Here is an 18,729-nt window from a genome sequence, read left to right on the forward strand (position 1 = left end):
GATGAGGCACGGCGAGGCGACCGTGGAACGGGCCGGTGGCGGGGGAATCCTGTCCAGGCTCGGCATTCGCGGCAAGCTGAACCTGCTGCTCCTGCCCCCGCTGGTGGCGGTGGTGCTGGTGTCGGTGCCGTTCGTGCTGACCCAGGCGAACAGCGCGGTGGCCGCGACGCAGTCGGCGACGGTCGCCCGGCACACCCAGCAGCTCGGTGGCCTGGTCTGGCAGCTGCAGCGTGAACGGCTGCTGACCGGCGCGTACGTCGCGACGCCGTCGACGCCCGCCGACCAGATGCTGCAGCAGCAGAAGGCGGTGGACACGGCGGTCGAGAGCGTGCGGGCGTCGCTGGGTGCCGACGCTCCGGACGAGCTTTCCGCGGCGCTGACCCGGATCGGCTCGCTGAACGAGCTGCGGCAGAACGCGCAGCGCCGCGGTGTCGCGCTCGACAGCGTCGCCCGCACCTACCACGCGGTGATCGGCGCGGTAATCGATTCACTGCGGCTGGTCCCGCAGCTCACCAGTGACGCCGAAGGCACGCGGGAGCTGACCGCGCTGGAGGCGCTGCTGCGCGCGAACGAGGAGAACTCGTTGCGCGGCATGGCGTTGATCGTGACGGCGGTGTCGCCCGAGGCCGGCCGGTCGATCCTGGACGACGCGACCCAGCAGGCACCGATCTTCACCGACCGGTTCGTCCAGCTGGGCGGCAGCGACCAGTCCGCGCTGGTCGTCAACGTCGAGCAGAGCGAGGCGGGCCGCCGGATCAACGAGCTCGCCGGCCAGGTCGACGCCCCGCGCACCACGTCGGGCACGAGCCAGTACCTCGCCGACGTCCTCGCGGCGTCGGAACGCCAAGCGGGGCAACGGAAGCTGGTCCAGGAGAAGGTCACCGGGGAGATCGCCGACGCGGCGACCGGGCGAGCGGACGCCGGCACGCGGCTGGCGTGGCTGGTCGGCGTCGGCGCGGGCCTGCTGTTCCTGCTGGTCGCCTTCCTCGCCGTCGCGGTGTCCCGCTCGATCGCCCGGCCGCTGCGGCGGCTGACCACCGCGGCGACGTCGGTCGCCGACCTCGCCGGCACCGAGCTCGTCCGCGTGACCGACACCGAGGAGGCCGAGGCGCAGGTCCCGCGGCTGGCCACCATCGACGTCGTCTCGAGCGACGAGCTGGGCGAGCTGGCGGCGGCGTTCAACCGGGTCCAGACCACTGCGGCCGAGCTGGTCGAACGGCAGGCGCTCACCCGGCGCAACACCAGCCTGATGTTCGCGAACGTCGCCAAGCGCACGCAGAACCTCGTCGGCCGCCAGCTCGCGCTGATCGACGAGGTCGAGCGCGACGAGCAGGACACGCGGCTGCTGGCCAGCCTCTACCGGCTCGACCACCTCTCCACCCGCCTGCGCCGCAACGCCGACAACCTGCTCGTCGTGTCCGGCACCCGCGACGAGACGCGCATCGCCGGCCCGATCGAGCTGTCCACGGCGCTGCGGTCCGCGCTCGCCGAGATCGAGGACTACCAGCGCGTCAAGCTCGGGGTCGTCGCGGAGATCCTGCTGTCCTCGTCCTTCGGCGCCGACCTGGTGCTCGTGTTCGCCGAGCTGCTGGAGAACGCGACGTCGTTCTCGCCGCCGGGCTCGGCGGTCGAGGTCGACACGATGTTCCTCGCCGACGGCTCCTGCCTGGTGAGCATCGTCGACCACGGCATCGGCATGACCGCGGAGAAGGTGGCCGAGGAGAACCGGCGGCTCGTCGAGCGCGAACGGCTCGAGCTGGCGCCGACCAGCGTGCTCGGCCTGTTCGTGGTGGGCCGCCTGGCGCGGCGCCACGACCTGGGCGTCGAGCTGCTCGCGACGCCGAGCACCGGCGGCGTGACCGCGCGGCTGACGATCCCGCCGTCGCTGTTCAGCCACCGCTCGGTGATGCGGGTCAAGCCGGTGATCCCGGCTCAGGCCGTGCCCGAGGCGCGTCCCGCGGAGGCCGTCGCGGTGGCGGCCGCGGCGTCCATTTCGGACTCAGTGCGTCCGGTCGAACTGCCTTCGCCGGCGATCCCGGCGCTTCTCGGGTCCCGCAACGGCTTCCTCTGGTTCGACCAGCGGGACCCGGTGTGGCCCGACGCCGAGCCGGAAGAGCCGGCGAGCCGGGGCGGGCTCAAGCGGCGCGTCCGCGGGGCCCAGCTGCCGAGCCCGGGTACCACCGCGCCGGTGTCGCCGGAGCCAGGACCGCGGCACGACCCGGAGGCGACCAAGGCCGCGATGGACGGGTTCCAGGACGCCTTCGCCCGGGCCGCCGCTCCGGCACCTCCACGCGAAAGTGCCCCGGTGGCCGCCGAAGCCCGGGACGGCCTGGTCCGCCGGGTCCCCGGTGCCCAGCTCGCCCCGGGCCTGAAGCCGGTGACCGCCACGGGCCGGCCGCCCGCCCGTGCCGTCGTGAGCCGCGGCAGGCGGGACCCGGCGGCCGAGCGAGCGGCGTTCGACTCGTTCGCCGCCGGCCTCGCCAAGGCGGACGTGGTGACGGCGGAACACCTGGAAATGGACGCACGAGAAGAGAGCAGGAAATGAGCATCCCCGCAGCTGGTGTCAGCGTCGAAGCCCAGAACTTCAACTGGCTGGTGAGCCGTTTCGCACAGCACACGGCCGGCGCGATCGCCGCCATCGCGGTCTCGGCCGACGGGCTGCTGATCGCGGTGTCCTCGGAGCTCGAGCGGTCCAACGCCGACCGGCTCGCCGCGATCTCCTCCGCCATGCTCGGCCTCGCCCACGGTGTCTCCGAAAGCCACCCGCTCGGCTCGCCCGACAAGGTGATCATCGAGCTGGAGCACGGGTACCTGCTGGTCTGCACCATCAGCATCGGCTGCTCGCTGGGCGTGCTGGCCAACAAGCAGGCCAGCCTGGGCACGATCGCCTACGAGATGGCGATGTTCGCCAACCGCGCCACCGAAGTCCTGACGCCGGGCCTGATCGAGGAGCTCAAGAACACCGTAGGTTCGTGATGACCGAAGAGCCGGACACTTCGCTGCTGCGGCCTTACCTGATGACCTCGGGGCGCGCCCAGCCGGTCGACCAGAGCCTCGAGATCGAGGCGCAGGTCATGACGTCCCGCCTCGGGGCGGCGTCGCACCCGAAGCTCACGTTCGAACGGCAGGAGATCGTCTCCCTCTGCCGGAGCACCGTGTCGGTCGCCGAGGTGGCCGCCATGCTCGGCCTGCACATCGGCGTCGCCCGGGTGCTGGTGGCCGACCTCGCCGAGCAGGGCTACGTCGTCGTCCGGCGGCCGGCGAACCACACCTCACACGATCTCGGCATGATCGAAAGGGTCATTCGTGGACTCGAAGCCATTCACTGAACCGGCGGCCCGCCCACCGGCCCCGGTCAAGATCGTCATCGCGGGCGGCTTCGGCGTCGGCAAGACGACGGCGGTGTCGTCCATCTCGGAGATCAAGCCGCTGACGACGGAGGCGGCGATCACGTCGGTCGCGGCTTCGGTGGACCGCACGGGCCACGTCCCGCGCAAGACCACGACGACGGTCGCCCTCGACTTCGGCTGCATCACGATCGACGACGAGGTGAAGCTGTACCTGTTCGGCACGCCCGGCCAGGACCGCTTCGGCTTCATGTGGCAGGACCTGGTCCACGGCGCACTGGGGGCGCTGGTGATCGTGGACACCCGCCGCATGGACGACTGCTACCCGGCGGTCGACTACTTCGAGAACGCGGGCCTGCCGTTCGTGGTGGCGGTGAACATGTTCGACGGGTCGCTGGGGCACAACCTGGAGGACATCCGCTGGGCACTGGCGGTCAGCGAGGACGTCCCGCTGATCACGTTCGACGCGCGGCAGAAGCTTTCGGTGCGGGACGCCCTGCTGGCGGTCCTGCACAACACGTTCAAGAAGGCCCGTGCCCAGGCGGCCGCGGGTACTTCGCTACACTGATCCTCGGACCCCGCGCGGCGTCCACCCTGTGAACCTCCCCAGGGCCGGAAGGCAGCAAGGATAAGCAGGCTCTGACGGGTGCGCGGGGTCCCCTTCGTCTCTGCCTCGGGCTTCCGCCCCTCGCTCGACTCCGTCGTTGTTCCCCGGGGCCGAGCCCCCGGACCCCACGGTGCCTCTCTCACGGCCTCGCGGGTCTGCCGCTCAGAACAGGCCCAGCACGTCTTCCGGCGGCTGCGGCGACGGCGGGCGGTCCTCGTCCGTGATCGGGGCCGCCCTTCCGGCCAGCTTTCGCAGCTCCGCGCCGTGGACGCACCTGGCCGGGAATGCCGCCGAGGCCGTTCGCTGGGTGATCTCCGCCGTCGGGAGGTCCGACGCCGAGGCCGCGAACACCAGGTTGCCGAACCGGCGGCCCTTCAGGACCGCCGGGTCCGCCAGCAGCAGGACCTCGGGGAACACCTCGCGCAGCGTCGCCAGGAAGCGGCGGGCGAACGGGAGCCCCGAGCCGTCCGTGATGTTGGCCAGGTAGATCCCCTCCGGACGCAGGATCGTCGCGATCGCGCGCGTCGCCTCCAGGGTGGCCAGGCCGCCGGCCAGGGTCGCGCGCTCGAACGCGTCGACCACCGCCAGGTCCGCCGTGTCCTCGCGTCTCGTGGCCAGCCCTTCGCGGCCATCCGTCACCCGGACGCGCAGGCCCGGCACCCGCAGGCCCAGCTGCGCGCGGACCAGCTCGACCAGCTCGCCGTCGGCGTCGAACACCAGCTGCCGCGACCCCGGGCGAGCCGCCGCGACGTAGCGCGGCAGCGTGCACGCCGCCCCGCCGATGTGCAGCGCGTCCAGCGGGCCCGGGGGCAGCTGGTCCACGACGTCGCCGAACCGCCGGACGTAGTCGAACTCCAGGTTGGCCGGTTCGTCGAGGTCGACGTACGACTGGGCGACCCCGTCCACCGACACCAGCCAGGCGTTGCCGCGGTCGAGGTCGCGGCGGAGCTCCGCCGTCCCGAACCGGACCGGGTACCGCCCGGCCGCGGGACCAGGCTTTCGCGCACGCGCCACGACCGGCGAGCCTAGTTGTCGGTGGCCCCCGGTAGTCTCGCGGCGTGGCTCTCGCGCTGTACCGCAAGTACCGTCCGGCTACGTTCGCCGAGGTAGTCGGTCAGGAGCATGTGACCGAACCCCTCCGCACGGCGTTGTCCGCCGGGCGGATCAACCATGCCTACCTCTTCTCCGGCCCCCGCGGCTGCGGCAAGACCTCCAGCGCGCGCATCATGGCGCGCTCGCTGAACTGCGTGAAGGGCCCGACGCCGGACCCGTGCGGCGAGTGCAACTCGTGCAAGGCGCTCGCTCCCGAGGGGTCGGGCAGCGTCGACGTCACGGAGCTCGACGCGGCGAGCCACGGTGGTGTCGACGACGCCCGCGAGCTGCGTGACAAGGCGTTCTACGCGCCGGCGGAGTCGCGGTACCGCGTGTTCATCATCGACGAGGCGCACATGGTCACCACGCAGGGCTTCAACGCCCTGCTGAAGATCGTGGAAGAGCCGCCCGAGCACGTCATCTTCATCTTCGCGACGACCGAGCCGGACAAGGTGCTGACCACCATCCGCTCGCGGACGCACCACTACCCGTTCCGGCTGATCCCGCCGGGCGCGATGCGCGCGCTCCTGGAGAGCAACGTCGCGGCCGAAGGCGTCGAGGTCGAGCCGGCGGTGTACCCGCTGGTCATCCGGGCCGGCGGTGGTTCGGCGCGGGACACGCAGTCGGTGCTCGACCAGCTGCTCGCCGGCGCGGGCCCGGACGGCGTTTCGTACTCGCGCGCGGTCGCGCTGCTGGGTGTCACGGACGTCGCGCTGATCGACGACATGGTGGACGCGCTGTCGACCGAGGACGCCGCGACGGTGTTCGGCACGGTCGAGAAGGTCACGGAGGCCGGCCACGACCCGCGCCGGTTCGCGACGGACCTGCTCGACCGGCTGCGCGACCTGGTGCTGCTGCGCGCGGTGCCGGACTCCGCGGGCGGGCTGGTGTCGGCGCCGGAGGAAGAGCTGTCGCGGATGGTCGCGCAGGCGGAGCGAATCGGCCTGGCGACGCTGTCGCGGTACGCGGACATCGTCCACAATGGACTTCTGGAGATGCGCGGGGCGACCTCGCCCCGGCTGGTGCTCGAGCTGCTGTGCGCGCGGATGCTGCTGCCGTCGGTGACGGAGGCGGAGAACGCGCTGCTGGCCAGGATCGAGCGGCTGGAGCGCCGAGCGACGCTGGCCACTGGAGGCGGAGCGCCTGCCGAGGGTGGGGTGGAGCCGCCGGTGCGGGCGGCGTCGGAGCGGTTCTCACGTCCGTCGCAGCGCCCGGGTTCGGCCGATCCGGCGCCGGCCCCGGAGCCGGCGAGAGCTGAACCGGCTGCCCGGCCCGCGGCTGCTGAGCCGGTTCCCGTGGGTCAGGCCGCTGACGGTGGCTCGGGAACTCGCGCGCCGGCGGCAGGCCAGCCCGCGGATGGCGAGGGAACTCCGCGCACGGCCGCCGCTGCCACCTCGGCTCCGGCCGCAGCCACCGCCGCTCCGGCTTCGGGCGTCGGCAACTCGGCACCCCAGTCCTCGGACAGCGGCTGGGGAACCCCGCGCACCCCGGGCGGCGGCACGCCCGCCCCGGCCGCGGCGGCCGCCGTCGCGCCGGAAGCCGTCAGTTCCGCCCCGGCGACCGCGGACGGCGGCCTGGACGCCGCCGCGATCCGGAACGTCTGGCCGCAGCTCATGACGGCCCTGCGCAAGTTCACCGGCGGCCGGAGCCTCGAGGCGATGCTGACCCAGGCGACCGTGGCGACCGTCGAGGGGCACGCCCTCACCCTCACCCACAAGTCCGAGCCACTGGCCCGTCGCCTGTCCGACCAGGACAACGCCCGCAAGATCGCGGGCGCGCTGGCGGACGTCGTGGGTGGCGACTGGCAGGTCCGCTGCGTCCACGGCAACGCCCCGGCCGCACCGGCCGCACGCGCGCAGCAGGCGGCGCCCGCGGCGGAGCGGTCGTTCACCCGGCAGTCCGCGGCCCCGGCCGCCGCGGCGCCCGCCCCGGCCCCGGCGCCCACCCGGCCCGCGCCGGCGCCCGCCGCCGCCCCGGTCCGGCCCCGGGTGGCCACGTCCGAGCCGGACATCCCGCTGCCCCCGGAACCCGCCGACGAGGACGACGACGACCTCTACAACGAGGACGCCAGCCCCGCCCCGCCACCGCCCCCACCGCCGCCGGACCAGGACCCGGACGAGCTAGCCCGCAAGCTGATCTCGGACCACCTCGGCGCCCGCCCCCTCGACTGACCATGGGGCGGCCGTGATCCGCGCGATCGCCGCCTACTTGGGCGCCCGCCCGCTCGACTGACCGAGGGCTGGCCGTGATCCGCACGATCGCCGCCTACTTGGGCGCCCGCCCGCTCGACTGACCGAGGGTCGGCGGGGCCCGGGGCTGATGCCCGCGACCCGGTCGGCGGTGATCCGCGCGATCGCCGCCCACCTCGGCGCCCGCCCGCTCGCCTGACCAGAGGCCGGGGTCAGGTGGCCCAGGGGCCGATGCCCGTGACCCGGTCGGCGGTGATCCGCACGATCACCGCCGTCGGCGAGCCCTGGTTGCCCAGCACGTACTTCGGCTGGCCCAGACCATCGACGTCTGCGGTGAGCCGTCCGGGTTGATCGTCGTCAGCACCGCGTTGAACGGCCGCTCGAACAGGCGGTGGCTGCTTTCGGGAAGTTCCATACCCCCGAGACTAGGAATCCGATGGGTACCGCTCGGTACCTTGGTACCCATGGCACTCAGCCGCGGTCCCCGGCGCCACGGCGAGCTCCAGGGCTACGGCCTCGTCGACCGCCGCGTGTACGCCGAAGCCCCGCCGCGCGTCGAGTACTGCCTGACCACCCTCGGGCAGACGCTCGTCGGGCCCATCGGCGTCCTCACAAAATGGGCGACGAGCCACGGCGAAGCCGTCCTCGAGGCTCAGGAAGCCAGGTAGGCCTCGATCGCCGCGGCGATGGCGGACGCGTACTGCTGGCGTCCCTCTTCGCTGGTCATCCGGGCCGCTTCCGCCGCGTTGCGCATGTTCCCGCACTCGACGAGCACCGACGGCCGCGTCGAGAGGTTCAGTCCGCCGAGGTCCGTGCGCGCCGAAAGGCCGTTGCCGCCGATGTAGTTCGACGTGCTGAAGCCGCCCGAGCGCAGCGTGTCGCGGACGACCTGCGCCAGCCGCGTCGACGGCTCGCCCTGCGCGGCGTTCAGCGGCGGTGACGAGTACGCGACGTGGAAGCCGTTCGCGCCAGCGGCGGTCGAGCCGTCGGCGTGGATGGAGATGACGGCGTCGGCGTTCGCGGTGTTGCCGATCGCGGCCCGCTGGTCGACGCAGGGGCCGACGCCGGTGTCGTTCTGTCGCGTGTAGACGACGCGGATTCCCTTGCTCACCAACGCTTCTCCGACCCGCTGGGAGACGTCCCACGTGAACGCGTGCTCGGGGTAGCCGGCGTTGGTCGAGGTGCCGGTGGTGTTGCACGGCTTGCGCTGCCCGCGCCCGGCGGGCACCTGCCGGATGATCTCCGCCGGGTGCGAAGCGTTGCCGCCGTTGTGGCCGGGGTCGAGGACGACGACCTTGCCGGAGCCGACCGGCGGCGCGGCGGCCGACGGCGGCGGGAGCGACGGCGAAGACGACGCGGCGGGCGTCACGGTCGTCGGCGTCGGCGTGACCGTCCGGGTGGTCACGGGAGCGGGCGCCGGCGCTGCCGGGGTGTCTTCGGCGCAGCCGGTGAGCAGCAGGGCACCGGCCAGCAGCAGAGGGGCAATCGCGCGTCGCACGGCGACCACGGTGCCACAACCCGAGCCCACCCGTGGCGCGACTACCCTGGCGGACGACACAGGCGTGCAGAGAGGACCGAGTGCGATCATGGTGCAACCCGGCGGCGGCTTCGACATCTCCCAGCTGATGCAGCAGGCCCAGCAGATGCAGCAGAAGCTCGTCGAGGCCCAGGAAGAGCTTGCCAACACCGAGGTCACCGGTACCGCCGGTGGCGGGCTGGTCACCGCGACCGTCTCCGGTGACAGCCAGCTGAAGAGCCTCCAGATCGACCCGAAGGTCGTCGACCCGGACGACGTCGAGACGCTGTCCGACCTGATCGTGGCGGCGGTCCGCGACGCGTCGGCGAGCGCGCAGAAGCTCACCGAGCAGAAGCTCGGCCCGCTGGCCGGCGGTCTCGGCGGCGGTGGCGGCATGCCCGACCTCGGCGCCCTCGGCTTCGGCGGCTGACGAACTTGTACGAAGGTGTCGTCCAGGACCTGATCGACGAGCTCGGGCGCCTGCCCGGGGTCGGGCCGAAGAGCGCCCAGCGGATCGCGTTCCACCTGCTGGCCGCGGACCCGGCGGACATCTCCCGGCTGCAGGAGGTCCTCGGCAAGGTCAAGGAGGGCGTGCAGTTCTGCGAGGTGTGCGGCAACGTCTCCGAGCAGCAGAAGTGCCGCATCTGCCGCGACGAGCGCCGCGACCTCACGGTCATCTGCGTGGTCGAGGAGCCGAAGGACGTCCTCGCGGTCGAGCGCACGCGCGAGTTCAAGGGCCGCTACCACGTCCTGGGCGGCGCGCTCGACCCGTTGTCGGGCATCGGGCCGGAGCAGCTGCGGATGCGCGAGCTGCTCAAGCGCATCGGCGAAGCCGACATCAGCGAGATCATCATCGCGACGGACCCCAACACCGAGGGCGAAGCGACGGCGACGTACCTGGTGCGGATGCTGCGTGACTTCCCGGGCCTGAGCGTGACGCGGCTGGCGTCGGGGCTGCCGATGGGCGGTGACCTGGAGTTCGCGGACGAGCTGACCCTCGGCCGCGCGCTGTCGGGACGGCGGGCGCTCTAGCCCAGTACCCGTGCGCCGGTCAGCGTGTGAAAAAATCCGTCCGGCTTGCCGATCGGGGGTCGCGCGAGCGTTCGATGTGTGTCCGCACGACGCGCGCCTTCATCCGATGAGCGAGGAGCTCCGCCATGGCTTGGCTTGACGCGGTGCCCAGCGTGGTGCTGTGCGGGGTGCTGCTGGTCCTGCCGGGACTTCCGATCACCTACCTGCTCGGCCTGCGCCGCCTGACGGCCGTCGCGCTCGCCCCGGTCGTCGTGACGGCCGTGGTGGTGCTGACGGCCATCGCCGCGTCGAAGCTCGGTCTCGCCTGGTCGCCGCTGCTCGTGCTGGTCGTCTTCGCCGGGCTGGCGCTGGTGCTCGCCGCCGTGGTCGTGCCGTTGCGCAAACGGTTGCCGCAAGCCGTGCCCGGGGACAGCTGGCCGGTCGTGGGGGCTTCGGCGGCCGGTCTCGCCGTCGCCGTGCTGCTGGGCGCCCTCGCGGTCCGGCTGTCGATCCGCGGTCCGGAAGAACTGGTCCAGACCGACGACTCGTCGTTCCACTACAACGCGATCGCGAACATCCTCAACACCCGCGACGCCTCCACGTTCATGATCGACACCCTCGGCGTGCCGGGCCGCGCCCACGGGTTCTACCCGGCCGCCTGGCACGACCTGGGTTCGCTGTTCGTCATGATCAGCGGCAACTCGGTGCCGGCGGCGGCGAACATCCTGTCGGTCACCATCGCCCTGGTCGTCTGGCCGCTGGGCTGCCTCTTGCTGATGCGCCAGCTCGCCGGGCCCTCGAAGCTCGCGCTGGGCGTCACCGGCCTGCTCAGCCTCGCCTTCGGCGCGTTCCCCTGGGAGATGCTCGGCTGGGGGATCCTCTGGCCCAACCTGCTGGGGCTCTCGCTCGTCCCGGCCGCGCTGGCCGCCCTGCTTTCGGTGACCAAGCTGGCCAAGGACGACGCCATCGGCCGCGGCCGGGCGTGGCTGCTCGCGCCGGCGTTCGCCGTGGCCGTGACCATCGCGCACCCCAACGCGGTGATCACCCTGGCCGCGATCGCCCTGCCGCTGCTGTTCCTCGGCCTCGCCCGGGCGTCGCTGCGGCGGTACCGCGGCGGTGACCGGTTGCGCGCCGGCCTGCTGGCCGCGCCGATCGTGCTGGCCGCGCCGGTGTACTGGCTCGTCGTGGTCAAGTCCGGGGTGTTCGCGGGGACCATGAACGCGGACGTGAAGCCGATCGAGTCGCCGTCGCAGGCGCTCGGCGAGGCACTGACCGGGGCGACGAACGGCCGTGGCGCGGGCTGGGTACTGGCCGCGCTCGTGATCGCCGGGGCCGTGTCGTGCTTCCGGCAGCGGTCCCGGCGCTGGCTGGTGGCCGCGCACGTCATCTCCGTCGGTCTCTTCGTGTTGGCCGCGGGGGTGCAGGGAACGGGCCGCAACGTCTTCACCGGGTTTTGGTACACCGACTCCCACCGGCTCGCCGCCATGCTGCCGATCACCGGGGTCCCGCTCGCGGTGATCGGGGTGCTCGCGGTGCTCACCGCGGTCCGGTCCTGGCTCGGCTCGGCGAACTTCCTCGAGCGGCGCCAGAACCTCGCCGCGCGGGCGACGGCGGTCGCGCTGCCGGTGCTGCTCCTGCTGGTGCTGGTGTCGACCGGTGGCCTGAACGTCCTCGACCACCGCAACCGCGTGCTGAGCGCCTACCCCAAGATCGATCCGCTGGTGAACCAGGAGGAGTACGACCTCTTCAAGCGGATCGCCGAGCGCACCGAGCCCGGCACGATCGTGGCCCAGATGCCGTACAACGGCAGCCCGGTGGTGATGGCGCTGACCCGCCGTCAGGTGCTGTTCCCGCAGCTGAACATCGGCCGGATCACGAGCGACCAGGTCTACCTGGCCCGCCACCTGAACCAGGCGGCGACCGACCCGCGGGCCTGTGCCATCGCGGACCGGCTCGCCGTGCGGTACCTGCTCACCAACGACGTCCCGCGCGGCAACCTGTGGGACGGCCTCGCCTACCCGGCTCCCTCGGCGGGCTTCGACCAGATCGACCAGGGTGGCACGTTCAAGCTCTACCGCGTCCCGGCGTGCGACAGCGCGCAGCCCCAGAACCGCTGACGGCTCCGGGGCTGCGCGCCGGGGTGAAAGATCAGCAGTAGCCGAGCTGCGCCAGCGTGTTCACGACGATCTCGGACGGGTGGTACTTGTCCGTCCAGTTGTCGCCGCGGCGCTCGGCGTAGCTGCCGAGGAACGTGCGCAGCTTGTCGCCGCGCATCTCGGTCAGCTCGATGTTCGCCCCGATGCCGACGTGGCGCTCGGTGCGGTGGCGGTGCACGGCGCAGGGGATGCCGAGGTAGCCGCACTCCTCCTGCAGACCGCCCGAGTCGGTGACGACGTACTCGGCGCGCGCGACCACCGGCAGGAACTTCAGGTATCGCAGCTTCGGCCGGATGATGAACTTGTCGTCGAAGAGGTGCTCGAGGTCCAGCGCGCGGATCTTCTCGCGCTCCGGCGCGCCGGCCATGTACAGCACCGGCATCTTGCGGCTCTCTTCACGCAGGATCTCCAGCGCCTCGCGGTACTTGTCCGCCCGGGACAGCAGCTCGAAGCGGTGCAGCGTGGCCAGGCCGAACTTCTCCGGCACGTCGACCACCAGCGGCTGGCCGATCGCCAGGCGCATCGAGTCGATCGCGGTGTTCGCCTCGGTGTCGACCACCACACCGCGGGTGTTCTTCAGGTTCGCGACCTCGCGTGACGTCGGCGCGAAGTGGATGTCGACGACCTTCGCGGCGATCTTGCGGTTCAGCTCCTCCGGCAGCGGCGACAGGATGCTGCCCGACCGCGCGCCCGCCTCGATGTGCCCGACCCGCGACTTGAGGATTCGCTTCCCGATCAGCGCGCCGTACGGCGTGGTGAACGTGTCGCCGTGCACCAGCACGAGCGGCGGGCGGCCGTCCTCGGTCAGTGTGGCGCGGAGCTCCTGGCGGCGGCCCCACGCGGTGCGCAGCACCTGGGCGGCCCAGCCCGGCACCTGCGCCGGCGACTCGAGGTTGTGCGCCTTCTCACGCGGCACGAACCAGAGGTCCGGCTCCGGCAGGTCGAGATCGGAGAGGACGTCGGCGACCTCGTCGACGTGCTGCGCGGTGAACCAGATCTTCGGCCGCACCCCGCGCTCGACGATCCCGTGGTAAACCGGGGCGATCTTGATCAGTTCCGCGGTGGTGCCGAGGATGAAGGAAATCACCGTGAGGGCCCATTTCTGGTCGGGTGCGGTGGCGTAAGGATACTGGCCGACCCGCCACGGGGGCCGCCGGGTAGCCTCGGCACGGTGAGTGCGAACCCGCTCCTCCCCTCGCTGAGTGTCGTGATCCCGGTCTACAACGAGCAGGACTGGATCGACCGCAGTGTCGGCGCACTGCTCGCCTCGGCCGAGGCGGCGAACTGGCCGATCGAGGTCGTCGTCGTGGACGACGGCAGCACCGACGCCACGCCGGCGCGGCTCGACGAGCTGCGCGAACGGCACGGCATCACCGTCCTCAGCCAGGCCAACTCGGGCCGGTTCGAGGCGCGTAGCGCGGGGATCGCGAAGTCGTCCGGCGAGTGGATCACGCTGCTCGACAGCCGCGTCATCGTCGACGAAGGCAGCTTGACGTTCCTGCGCGACCAGCTCGTGGACCACCCCGAGCGCGCGGTCTGGAACGGGCACATCGACGTCGCCTCCGAGCACAATCCGTACGCCGGGTTCATGGCCGGGCTGGTGAAGGTGCCGTGGCGCAAATACTTCGCGAATCCGCGGTTGACGTCGTATGGAATAGAGGAATTCGACGTCTACCCGAAGGGCACGACGTTTTTCTGCGCCCGCCGCGCGCTTCTCGAGGGATCGATCACGGCGTTCACGTCGCTGTTCGACGACATCCGCTTCGCGAGTGACGACACCCGCATGCTGCGCTGGATCGCCGAGCGCGAGCGGATCTGGCTGGCGCCCGGGTTCTCCGCCGTCTACAACGGCCGCGACTCGTTCAAGAAGTTCGCGCAGCAGGCCTACTTCCGCGGTACGACCTATGTGGACTCCTACATCGGCTCGCCCGGCCCGGCCCGCAACGCGCTGTTCGGCGCGCTGGCCGCCGGTGCCGTCGGCGTGGTCTTCGCCGCCAAGAAGCCGAAGACGACCCTGGTCGCCGGCGTGCTCGGTGCCGTCGCGGCCGGTGAGGTCGTGAAGAAGTGCGGCGCGACCGGCCCGGAGGCGCGCGCGGTCACCAAGCTGCTGCCGGTGTTCGCCGGCGGCTTCGGCGCGGGCGTCCTGCGTGGACTGGCCATGGCCGTGCGGGCCCGGCTCCGGCGTCGATGAGTGCCGCGGGGGTGAAGGGCGTGGAGGCCGGCGCGCGCAACGGCCGGACGACGGCGGGCAGTCTCGGCAGCTCGCTGCTGGTGTCGATCGGCCTCGGCTACGTCCTCACCGTCGCCTGCCAGCGTCTGCTGCCGCCGCAGGAATACGCGCTCTTCGTCACGTTCTGGGGCCTGCTGATGGGTCTCGGCAGCACCCTTTCGCCGCTGGAGCAGGAGCTGTCCCGCCAGTCGGCGGTGGCGGCCCTCGACGGCGGCAAGGCGGGCCGCCCGGCGCTGCGCGCGGTCGCCGTCGGCGTGGTCGTGGCGGCCGTTTTCTCGCTGGCCCTGCTGATCCCGCCGATCAACGACCGGCTGTTCCGCGGCGACTGGTCGCTGGCGGTCATCGTGCTGGCCGGCGGGGTCGCCTTCGCCTGCCAGTTCGGCACCCGCGGGCTGCTGATCGGGCAGCACAAGGTGAAAGCGTTCTCCCTGCTCGTGGTCGCCGAACCGGCGGTGCGCGCGCTCATCCTCGGCGTCCTGTTCGTGTCGGTCGCCTACAACGTCGTCTCGCTGGCCATCGCGGTCGCCGCGGGCTCGTTCGCCTGGCTGTTGTTCGCCCGGCCGGCCCGGCGCCTGCTCGACCCGCACGTCGAGGGCGACGGCTGGGGCGTCACCAGCCGCCGGATGGGCATGCTCCTGGCCGGCGCCGCGCTGACGTCGGCGGTCATCACCGGCTACCCGGCGCTGGTCGGCCTGCTGGCTCCGGGCGGTGACGGCGACCGCGTCGGCTCCCTGTTCGCCGCGCTGGTCATCGCGCGGCTGCCGCTGACCCTGATCGGGCCGGTCCAGTCGCTGGCCGTGCCGTTCGTCGTCCGGCTTTCGGTCACCGAAGAGGGGCGCCACCGCCTGCGCCGCGTGCTGGCTCTCGGTGCCCTCGCCTCGCTGGCCCTGGCCGCGCTCGGTGCGCTGGTCGGCCTGTGGCTCGGCCCCTGGGCGGTGCGGTTCGTCAGCGGCCCCGGCTACGACATCGACGGCTGGTCGGTCGCGGGGCTGGTGTGGTCTTCGGTGCTGCTGGTGCCGATGCAGCTGCTCACGGCCGTGCTCGTGGCCCGCACCCAGGCGAAGCTCGTGCTGGTCAGCTGGGCCGTCGTCACCGGCACGGCGTCGCTGCTCCTGCTCTTCCTGCCCGGCGACACCGTGTTCCGCGCGGTCGTCGCGCTGGCCGCGGCGCCCGCGCTGGGACTGGCCGTCGTGCTCGCTTTCGTGCTGCGGCGTGCCCCGAAGAACGGGACCGCGACAACCGCGGGCGCCGTTGAAGCGTCTTCATAGTGGCCAGTAAGGTGGCATGCGCCCGCTGGTGGGACGGGAACGGCGTGAAGCGCCGGTGAGGTTTGGACTGCGAATTCGATGAACGTTCTGCTCGTTTTGCTCGCGTTCTGGTTGCCGGGGCTGGTGTTCGGCGCCGCGATCCGGCTGCGGGGCTGGACGTTGGCCGCCGCCGCGCCGATGCTCACCTTCGGCCTCGTCGCCCTCGGCATCCCGGTGCTGGGCCGGTTCGGCATCCGCTGGACGATGCTCGACGTCGCGCTGTGGACGCTCGTGGTCTCGGCGGCCGGTTTCGGGCTCGCCTTCGCGGTGTCCCGGTTCACCCGGCGCCGCCACCCCGACCGGGAAGAGCCGGAGCGGCCGGCGCGCAGCGTGCGCGACCACGTGCTCATCGGCCTCGGCGTCGCCGCCGGCATGGGTGTCGGCACCGTCACGTTCCTGCGGGGCATCCGGAACACCGGCAATGTCCAGCAGGGCTGGGACGCGCCGTTCCACGCGAACCTGGTGCGCTGGATCGCCGAGCACGGCGACGCCCGGCCGTCGACCGTCGGCACGATCTCGAACCTGCCGGGCCAGACGGACTACTTCTACCCGGACACCTACCACGCGCTGCTCGCCCTGATTTACGAAAAGGGCGGCCTGACGATCATGCCGACCCTGAACCTGGCCGCGCTGGCGGTGGTCCTCACCGTCCCGCTGGGTGTCGCCGCGATGTGCCACGCCTGGCGGATGCCGCCGATCGGCGTCGCCGCGGCCGCCGCGGTTTCGGCCTCGTTCTCCGTCTTCCCCTACGACTCGCTGTGGCGCGGTCCGCTGTGGCCGTACGTCGCTGGCATCGCCTTGATCCCCGCCATCCTCGCGGTCGCGCGGCACCTGCTGGAGCCGCGCGGGATCGCCGGACCGGTGGCGATCGGCGTCGGCGTGGCCGGGCTCGCGGGCCTGCACACGAGCGTCGTCTTCGTGGTCATCGTCTACTTCCTGCTGATCCTCGTCGCCGTCCTGGTCCGCTGGGAGCCGATCACCTGGAGCCGGTCGGCACCGTCGCTGATCGCGACCGTCGTGCTGGCCGCCGCGTTCGGTATTCCGGTGGTCCTGCCTTCGCTCTACAACGCCAGCGGCGTGACCAGCGCCTACTGGTCGTCCGAAGCGACGGTCACCGGCGCCGTCGGCGAAACCATCACGTTCTCGCCGATGGCGGACTTCCCGCAGTGGTGGATCGGCATCCCGGCCATCATCGGGGTGTTCCTGCTGGTCAAGCACCGGCGGATGCTGTGGATGGTCGCCGCGTACGTGGTGCTGGGCGGGCTGTTCGCCGCCACGGTTTCGCTCGAGACCGGCCTGGTGCATACCTTGACCAGCCCGTTCTACAACGACCACTGGCGCGTCGCGGCCCTCGTGCCGCTGGCCGGCTGCGTCGCGTTCGGCGAGTTCGCCCACACCGCGGCCGGCTGGTTCGCTGCGAAGGCCGCCCCGCGGCTGCCGAAGCTGAAGCCCGCGACGCTGACCGTCCTCGGTCTCGTCGTGCTCGCGCTGGTCGTCGGCGGGCTGAGCCGCGGTGGCTACATCGGCCGCAACGCCGCCCGGCTGCAGAACAGCTACAACGGCGGGCCGACGGTCACCAAGGACGAGGAAGCGGCGTTCGGCTGGCTCGCCGCGCACACCGCGCCCGGCGAGCGGGTGCTGAACGACAAGTCGGACGGCTCGGTCTGGATGTACGCGCTGGCCGGCGTGCAGCCGACGCAGTGGACGTTCTACGGCGCCGAACTGGCCACCGACGCGGGCTACCTCAGCATGTTCGGCAACGGCGTCGACAAGTACCCGAAGGTGCGCGAACTGCTCACCGACCTGAAGGTGCGGTACGCGTTCGTCGGGGCGGGCAAGGTCACGCCGACGACGGTGCGGGACCTCGGTCTCCAGCACCTCGACACCAACCCGAGCTTCAAGCTGGTCTACCGCAACGCCGGCGCCTCGATCTACGAGATCGAAGGCCAGCAGGGCGTGGTCACGTCCGGCGCGGCGCCCGGTTCCGCGCCCGGTGACGGCCAGTGACCGGCGGGGGCTGGAAGTCCGCCGCAGAGCCGAAAGGTAAAGTGATCGCGTGTCCACGACCCCTGTGAGCAGCCGTCGCGTGCTCATCGTGATGCCCGCGCTGAACGAATCCGCGAGCGTCGCTTCGGTCATCCAGCAGGTGAAGAGCGCCCTGCCGGACGGCGATCTGCTGGTCGTCGACGACGGTTCGGTCGACGAGACCGCCAAGCTCGCCCGCGCGGCCGGCGCCGAGGTGGCCCGGCTCGCGGTGAACCTCGGGGTCGGCGGGGCCATGCGCACCGGGTTCCGGTACGCCGCGGCCCGCGGGTACGACGTCGTCGTGCAGGTGGACGCGGACGGCCAGCACGACCCGGACGAGCTCGACGCCCTGCTGCGCGGCCTGGACGACGCGGACATCGTGATCGGCTCCCGCTTCGCCGGCAAGGGTTCCTACAAGGCCAGCGGGCCGCGCAAGTACGCGATGGTCGTGCTTTCGCTCGTGTTCTCGCGGCTGGCGAAGACCAAGCTCACCGACGTCACGTCGGGCTTCAAGGCGATGGGGCCGCGCGCGATCCGGCTGTTCGCCTACTACTACCCGGCCGAGTACCTCGGCGACACGGTGGAATCGCTGGTCATGGCCATCCGCGCCAAGCTGACCATCAAGGAGATTCCGGTCATCATGCGGGAACGGGTGGGCGGCACGCCCAGCCACTCACCCGTCAAATCGGCGGTCTACCTGGGCCGGGCCGGCCTCGCGCTGTTGCTCGCGCTCGTCCGGCGCCGCCCCGCGGTCGACTCCTCCGACTCGGCATAAGGAGCTTGCGAAGATGGCCGGTTGGCGCATCCTCAGCATCGTCATCGCCTGCCTGGTGCTGTTCGTCGTCATCGAGATGATGCGGCGACGCAAGCTCCGCGAGAAGTACGCGGGTGTGTGGCTGGTCGTCGCCGTCGGCGTCGTGGTGCTGGCCGTGATCCCGTCGGCCGCGCAGTTCCTCGCCCGGCTGACCGGGGTCGAAACCCCGTCGAACTTCGTCTTCCTCCTCGCCGGCGTCGTGCTGGCACTGGTGTCACTGCACCTGTCCACCGAGGTCGGGCACCTGGAGGAAGAGGTGCGCACGTCGGTCGAGGAGACCGCGCTGCTGCGCTGCGAGCTCGAGGACGCCAAGCGCGAGCTGGCGGACCGGATCGCCGTGCTGGAGGCGCGGACCACCGCGCCGGACGACGTCAAAGGACTTCCCGAGGTCGAGCGCGTCAGCAAGTGACGCGCTGATCGAAGCCCTGCTCGCCG

Annotated in this window: 18 protein-coding genes and 1 other RNA gene; 15 read left to right on the top strand and 4 right to left on the bottom strand. The window is 71.9% G+C overall.

Features of this window, described 5'->3' with window-relative positions; translation table 11 throughout:
• Position 1: 1 nt before the first annotated feature.
• The 5 genes from ACZ7PG_RS20395 (at position 2) to ffs (ending at position 4,012) form a co-directional block, all read left to right on the top strand.
• Positions 2 to 2,545 (top strand): sensor histidine kinase, encoded by a 2,544-nt coding sequence (locus ACZ7PG_RS20395; RefSeq protein ID WP_470240576.1) that lies wholly within the window; start codon positions 2 to 4, stop codon positions 2,543 to 2,545.
• Positions 2,542 to 2,976, top strand: coding sequence for a roadblock/LC7 domain-containing protein (locus ACZ7PG_RS20400; RefSeq protein WP_364378792.1), 435 nt, complete (start codon positions 2,542 to 2,544; stop codon positions 2,974 to 2,976). Before ACZ7PG_RS20395 ends, ACZ7PG_RS20400 begins: the two co-directional genes overlap by 4 nt.
• The gene (locus tag ACZ7PG_RS20405; protein ID WP_470240817.1) at positions 2,976 to 3,329 is read left to right on the top strand and encodes a DUF742 domain-containing protein; all 354 of its coding nucleotides are present in this window, start codon (positions 2,976 to 2,978) and stop codon (positions 3,327 to 3,329) included. Before ACZ7PG_RS20400 ends, ACZ7PG_RS20405 begins: the two co-directional genes overlap by 1 nt.
• On the top strand, positions 3,307 to 3,915 hold the full coding sequence (locus ACZ7PG_RS20410) for a GTP-binding protein (RefSeq protein WP_470240577.1): 609 nt from the start codon (positions 3,307 to 3,309) through the stop codon (positions 3,913 to 3,915). The genes ACZ7PG_RS20405 and ACZ7PG_RS20410 overlap by 23 nt, the downstream gene beginning before the upstream one ends.
• 2 nt (positions 3,916 to 3,917) lie before the next feature.
• Positions 3,918 to 4,012, top strand: an RNA gene (gene ffs, locus ACZ7PG_RS20415) — signal recognition particle sRNA small type.
• Between the two features lie 104 nt (positions 4,013 to 4,116).
• Here ffs and ACZ7PG_RS20420 read toward each other — a convergent pair.
• Positions 4,117 to 4,968 (bottom strand): spermidine synthase, encoded by an 852-nt coding sequence (locus tag ACZ7PG_RS20420; RefSeq protein ID WP_470240578.1) that lies wholly within the window; start codon positions 4,966 to 4,968, stop codon positions 4,117 to 4,119.
• Positions 4,969 to 5,012: 44 nt separating this feature from the next.
• Here ACZ7PG_RS20420 and ACZ7PG_RS20425 point away from each other — a divergent pair, with 44 nt between their 5' ends.
• A complete protein-coding gene (locus ACZ7PG_RS20425) occupies positions 5,013 to 7,217 on the top strand; it encodes a DNA polymerase III subunit gamma and tau (protein WP_470240579.1) in 2,205 nt (734 codons plus the stop codon).
• A 283-nt stretch (positions 7,218 to 7,500) separates the two neighbouring features.
• Here the strand turns inward: ACZ7PG_RS20425 and ACZ7PG_RS20430 are convergent, their stop codons facing one another.
• Positions 7,501 to 7,650 carry a hypothetical protein gene (locus ACZ7PG_RS20430; RefSeq protein ID WP_470240580.1) on the bottom strand — a complete coding sequence of 50 codons (150 nt, stop codon included), beginning with the start codon at positions 7,648 to 7,650 and terminating at the stop codon, positions 7,501 to 7,503.
• Positions 7,651 to 7,699: 49 nt separating this feature from the next.
• Here ACZ7PG_RS20430 and ACZ7PG_RS20435 point away from each other — a divergent pair, with 49 nt between their 5' ends.
• The gene (locus ACZ7PG_RS20435; RefSeq protein WP_470240581.1) at positions 7,700 to 7,903 is read left to right on the top strand and encodes a winged helix-turn-helix transcriptional regulator; all 204 of its coding nucleotides are present in this window, start codon (positions 7,700 to 7,702) and stop codon (positions 7,901 to 7,903) included.
• Here ACZ7PG_RS20435 and ACZ7PG_RS20440 read toward each other — a convergent pair.
• A complete protein-coding gene (locus tag ACZ7PG_RS20440; RefSeq protein WP_470240582.1) occupies positions 7,888 to 8,742 on the bottom strand; it encodes an N-acetylmuramoyl-L-alanine amidase in 855 nt (284 codons plus the stop codon). The genes ACZ7PG_RS20435 and ACZ7PG_RS20440 overlap by 16 nt on opposite strands.
• Positions 8,743 to 8,821: 79 nt before the next feature.
• On the opposite strand from ACZ7PG_RS20440, the gene ACZ7PG_RS20445 reads away from it, so the two are divergent.
• The 3 genes from ACZ7PG_RS20445 to ACZ7PG_RS20455 all read left to right on the top strand — a co-directional run bounded on the left by ACZ7PG_RS20445 (position 8,822) and on the right by ACZ7PG_RS20455 (position 11,879).
• Positions 8,822 to 9,181 carry a YbaB/EbfC family nucleoid-associated protein gene (locus ACZ7PG_RS20445; protein WP_155549341.1) on the top strand — a complete coding sequence of 120 codons (360 nt, stop codon included), beginning with the start codon at positions 8,822 to 8,824 and terminating at the stop codon, positions 9,179 to 9,181.
• Positions 9,182 to 9,186: 5 nt separating this feature from the next.
• Positions 9,187 to 9,783 (top strand): recombination mediator RecR, encoded by a 597-nt coding sequence (gene recR / locus ACZ7PG_RS20450; protein WP_470240583.1) that lies wholly within the window; start codon positions 9,187 to 9,189, stop codon positions 9,781 to 9,783.
• Between the two features lie 125 nt (positions 9,784 to 9,908).
• Positions 9,909 to 11,879 carry a DUF6541 family protein gene (locus ACZ7PG_RS20455; protein WP_470240584.1) on the top strand — a complete coding sequence of 657 codons (1,971 nt, stop codon included), beginning with the start codon at positions 9,909 to 9,911 and terminating at the stop codon, positions 11,877 to 11,879.
• A gap of 31 nt (positions 11,880 to 11,910) precedes the next feature.
• On the opposite strand, the gene ACZ7PG_RS20460 is transcribed toward ACZ7PG_RS20455, so the two are convergent.
• On the bottom strand, positions 11,911 to 13,005 hold the full coding sequence (locus ACZ7PG_RS20460; protein ID WP_470240585.1) for a UDP-N-acetylglucosamine 2-epimerase: 1,095 nt from the start codon (positions 13,003 to 13,005) through the stop codon (positions 11,911 to 11,913).
• Between the two features lie 84 nt (positions 13,006 to 13,089).
• Between ACZ7PG_RS20460 and ACZ7PG_RS20465 the strand changes: the two genes are divergently transcribed.
• From ACZ7PG_RS20465 to ACZ7PG_RS20485, 5 genes are all read left to right on the top strand, one after another.
• Entirely contained in the window at positions 13,090 to 14,109 is a 1,020-nt protein-coding gene (locus ACZ7PG_RS20465) for a glycosyltransferase family 2 protein (RefSeq protein ID WP_470240586.1), read from the top strand.
• A gap of 20 nt (positions 14,110 to 14,129) precedes the next feature.
• On the top strand, positions 14,130 to 15,416 hold the full coding sequence (locus ACZ7PG_RS20470; RefSeq protein WP_470240587.1) for a lipopolysaccharide biosynthesis protein: 1,287 nt from the start codon (positions 14,130 to 14,132) through the stop codon (positions 15,414 to 15,416).
• Positions 15,417 to 15,494: 78 nt separating this feature from the next.
• Complete coding sequence (locus tag ACZ7PG_RS20475; RefSeq protein WP_470240588.1) at positions 15,495 to 17,462, top strand: DUF6541 family protein; 1,968 nt, start codon at positions 15,495 to 15,497, stop codon at positions 17,460 to 17,462.
• A 91-nt stretch (positions 17,463 to 17,553) separates the two neighbouring features.
• Positions 17,554 to 18,255, top strand: coding sequence for a glycosyltransferase family 2 protein (locus ACZ7PG_RS20480; RefSeq protein ID WP_470240818.1), 702 nt, complete (start codon positions 17,554 to 17,556; stop codon positions 18,253 to 18,255).
• A gap of 13 nt (positions 18,256 to 18,268) precedes the next feature.
• Positions 18,269 to 18,703, top strand: coding sequence for a DUF2304 domain-containing protein (locus ACZ7PG_RS20485; RefSeq protein WP_470240589.1), 435 nt, complete (start codon positions 18,269 to 18,271; stop codon positions 18,701 to 18,703).
• Positions 18,704 to 18,729 lie beyond the last annotated feature (26 nt).

The organism is Amycolatopsis sp. NPDC114504 (assembly GCF_055633595.1).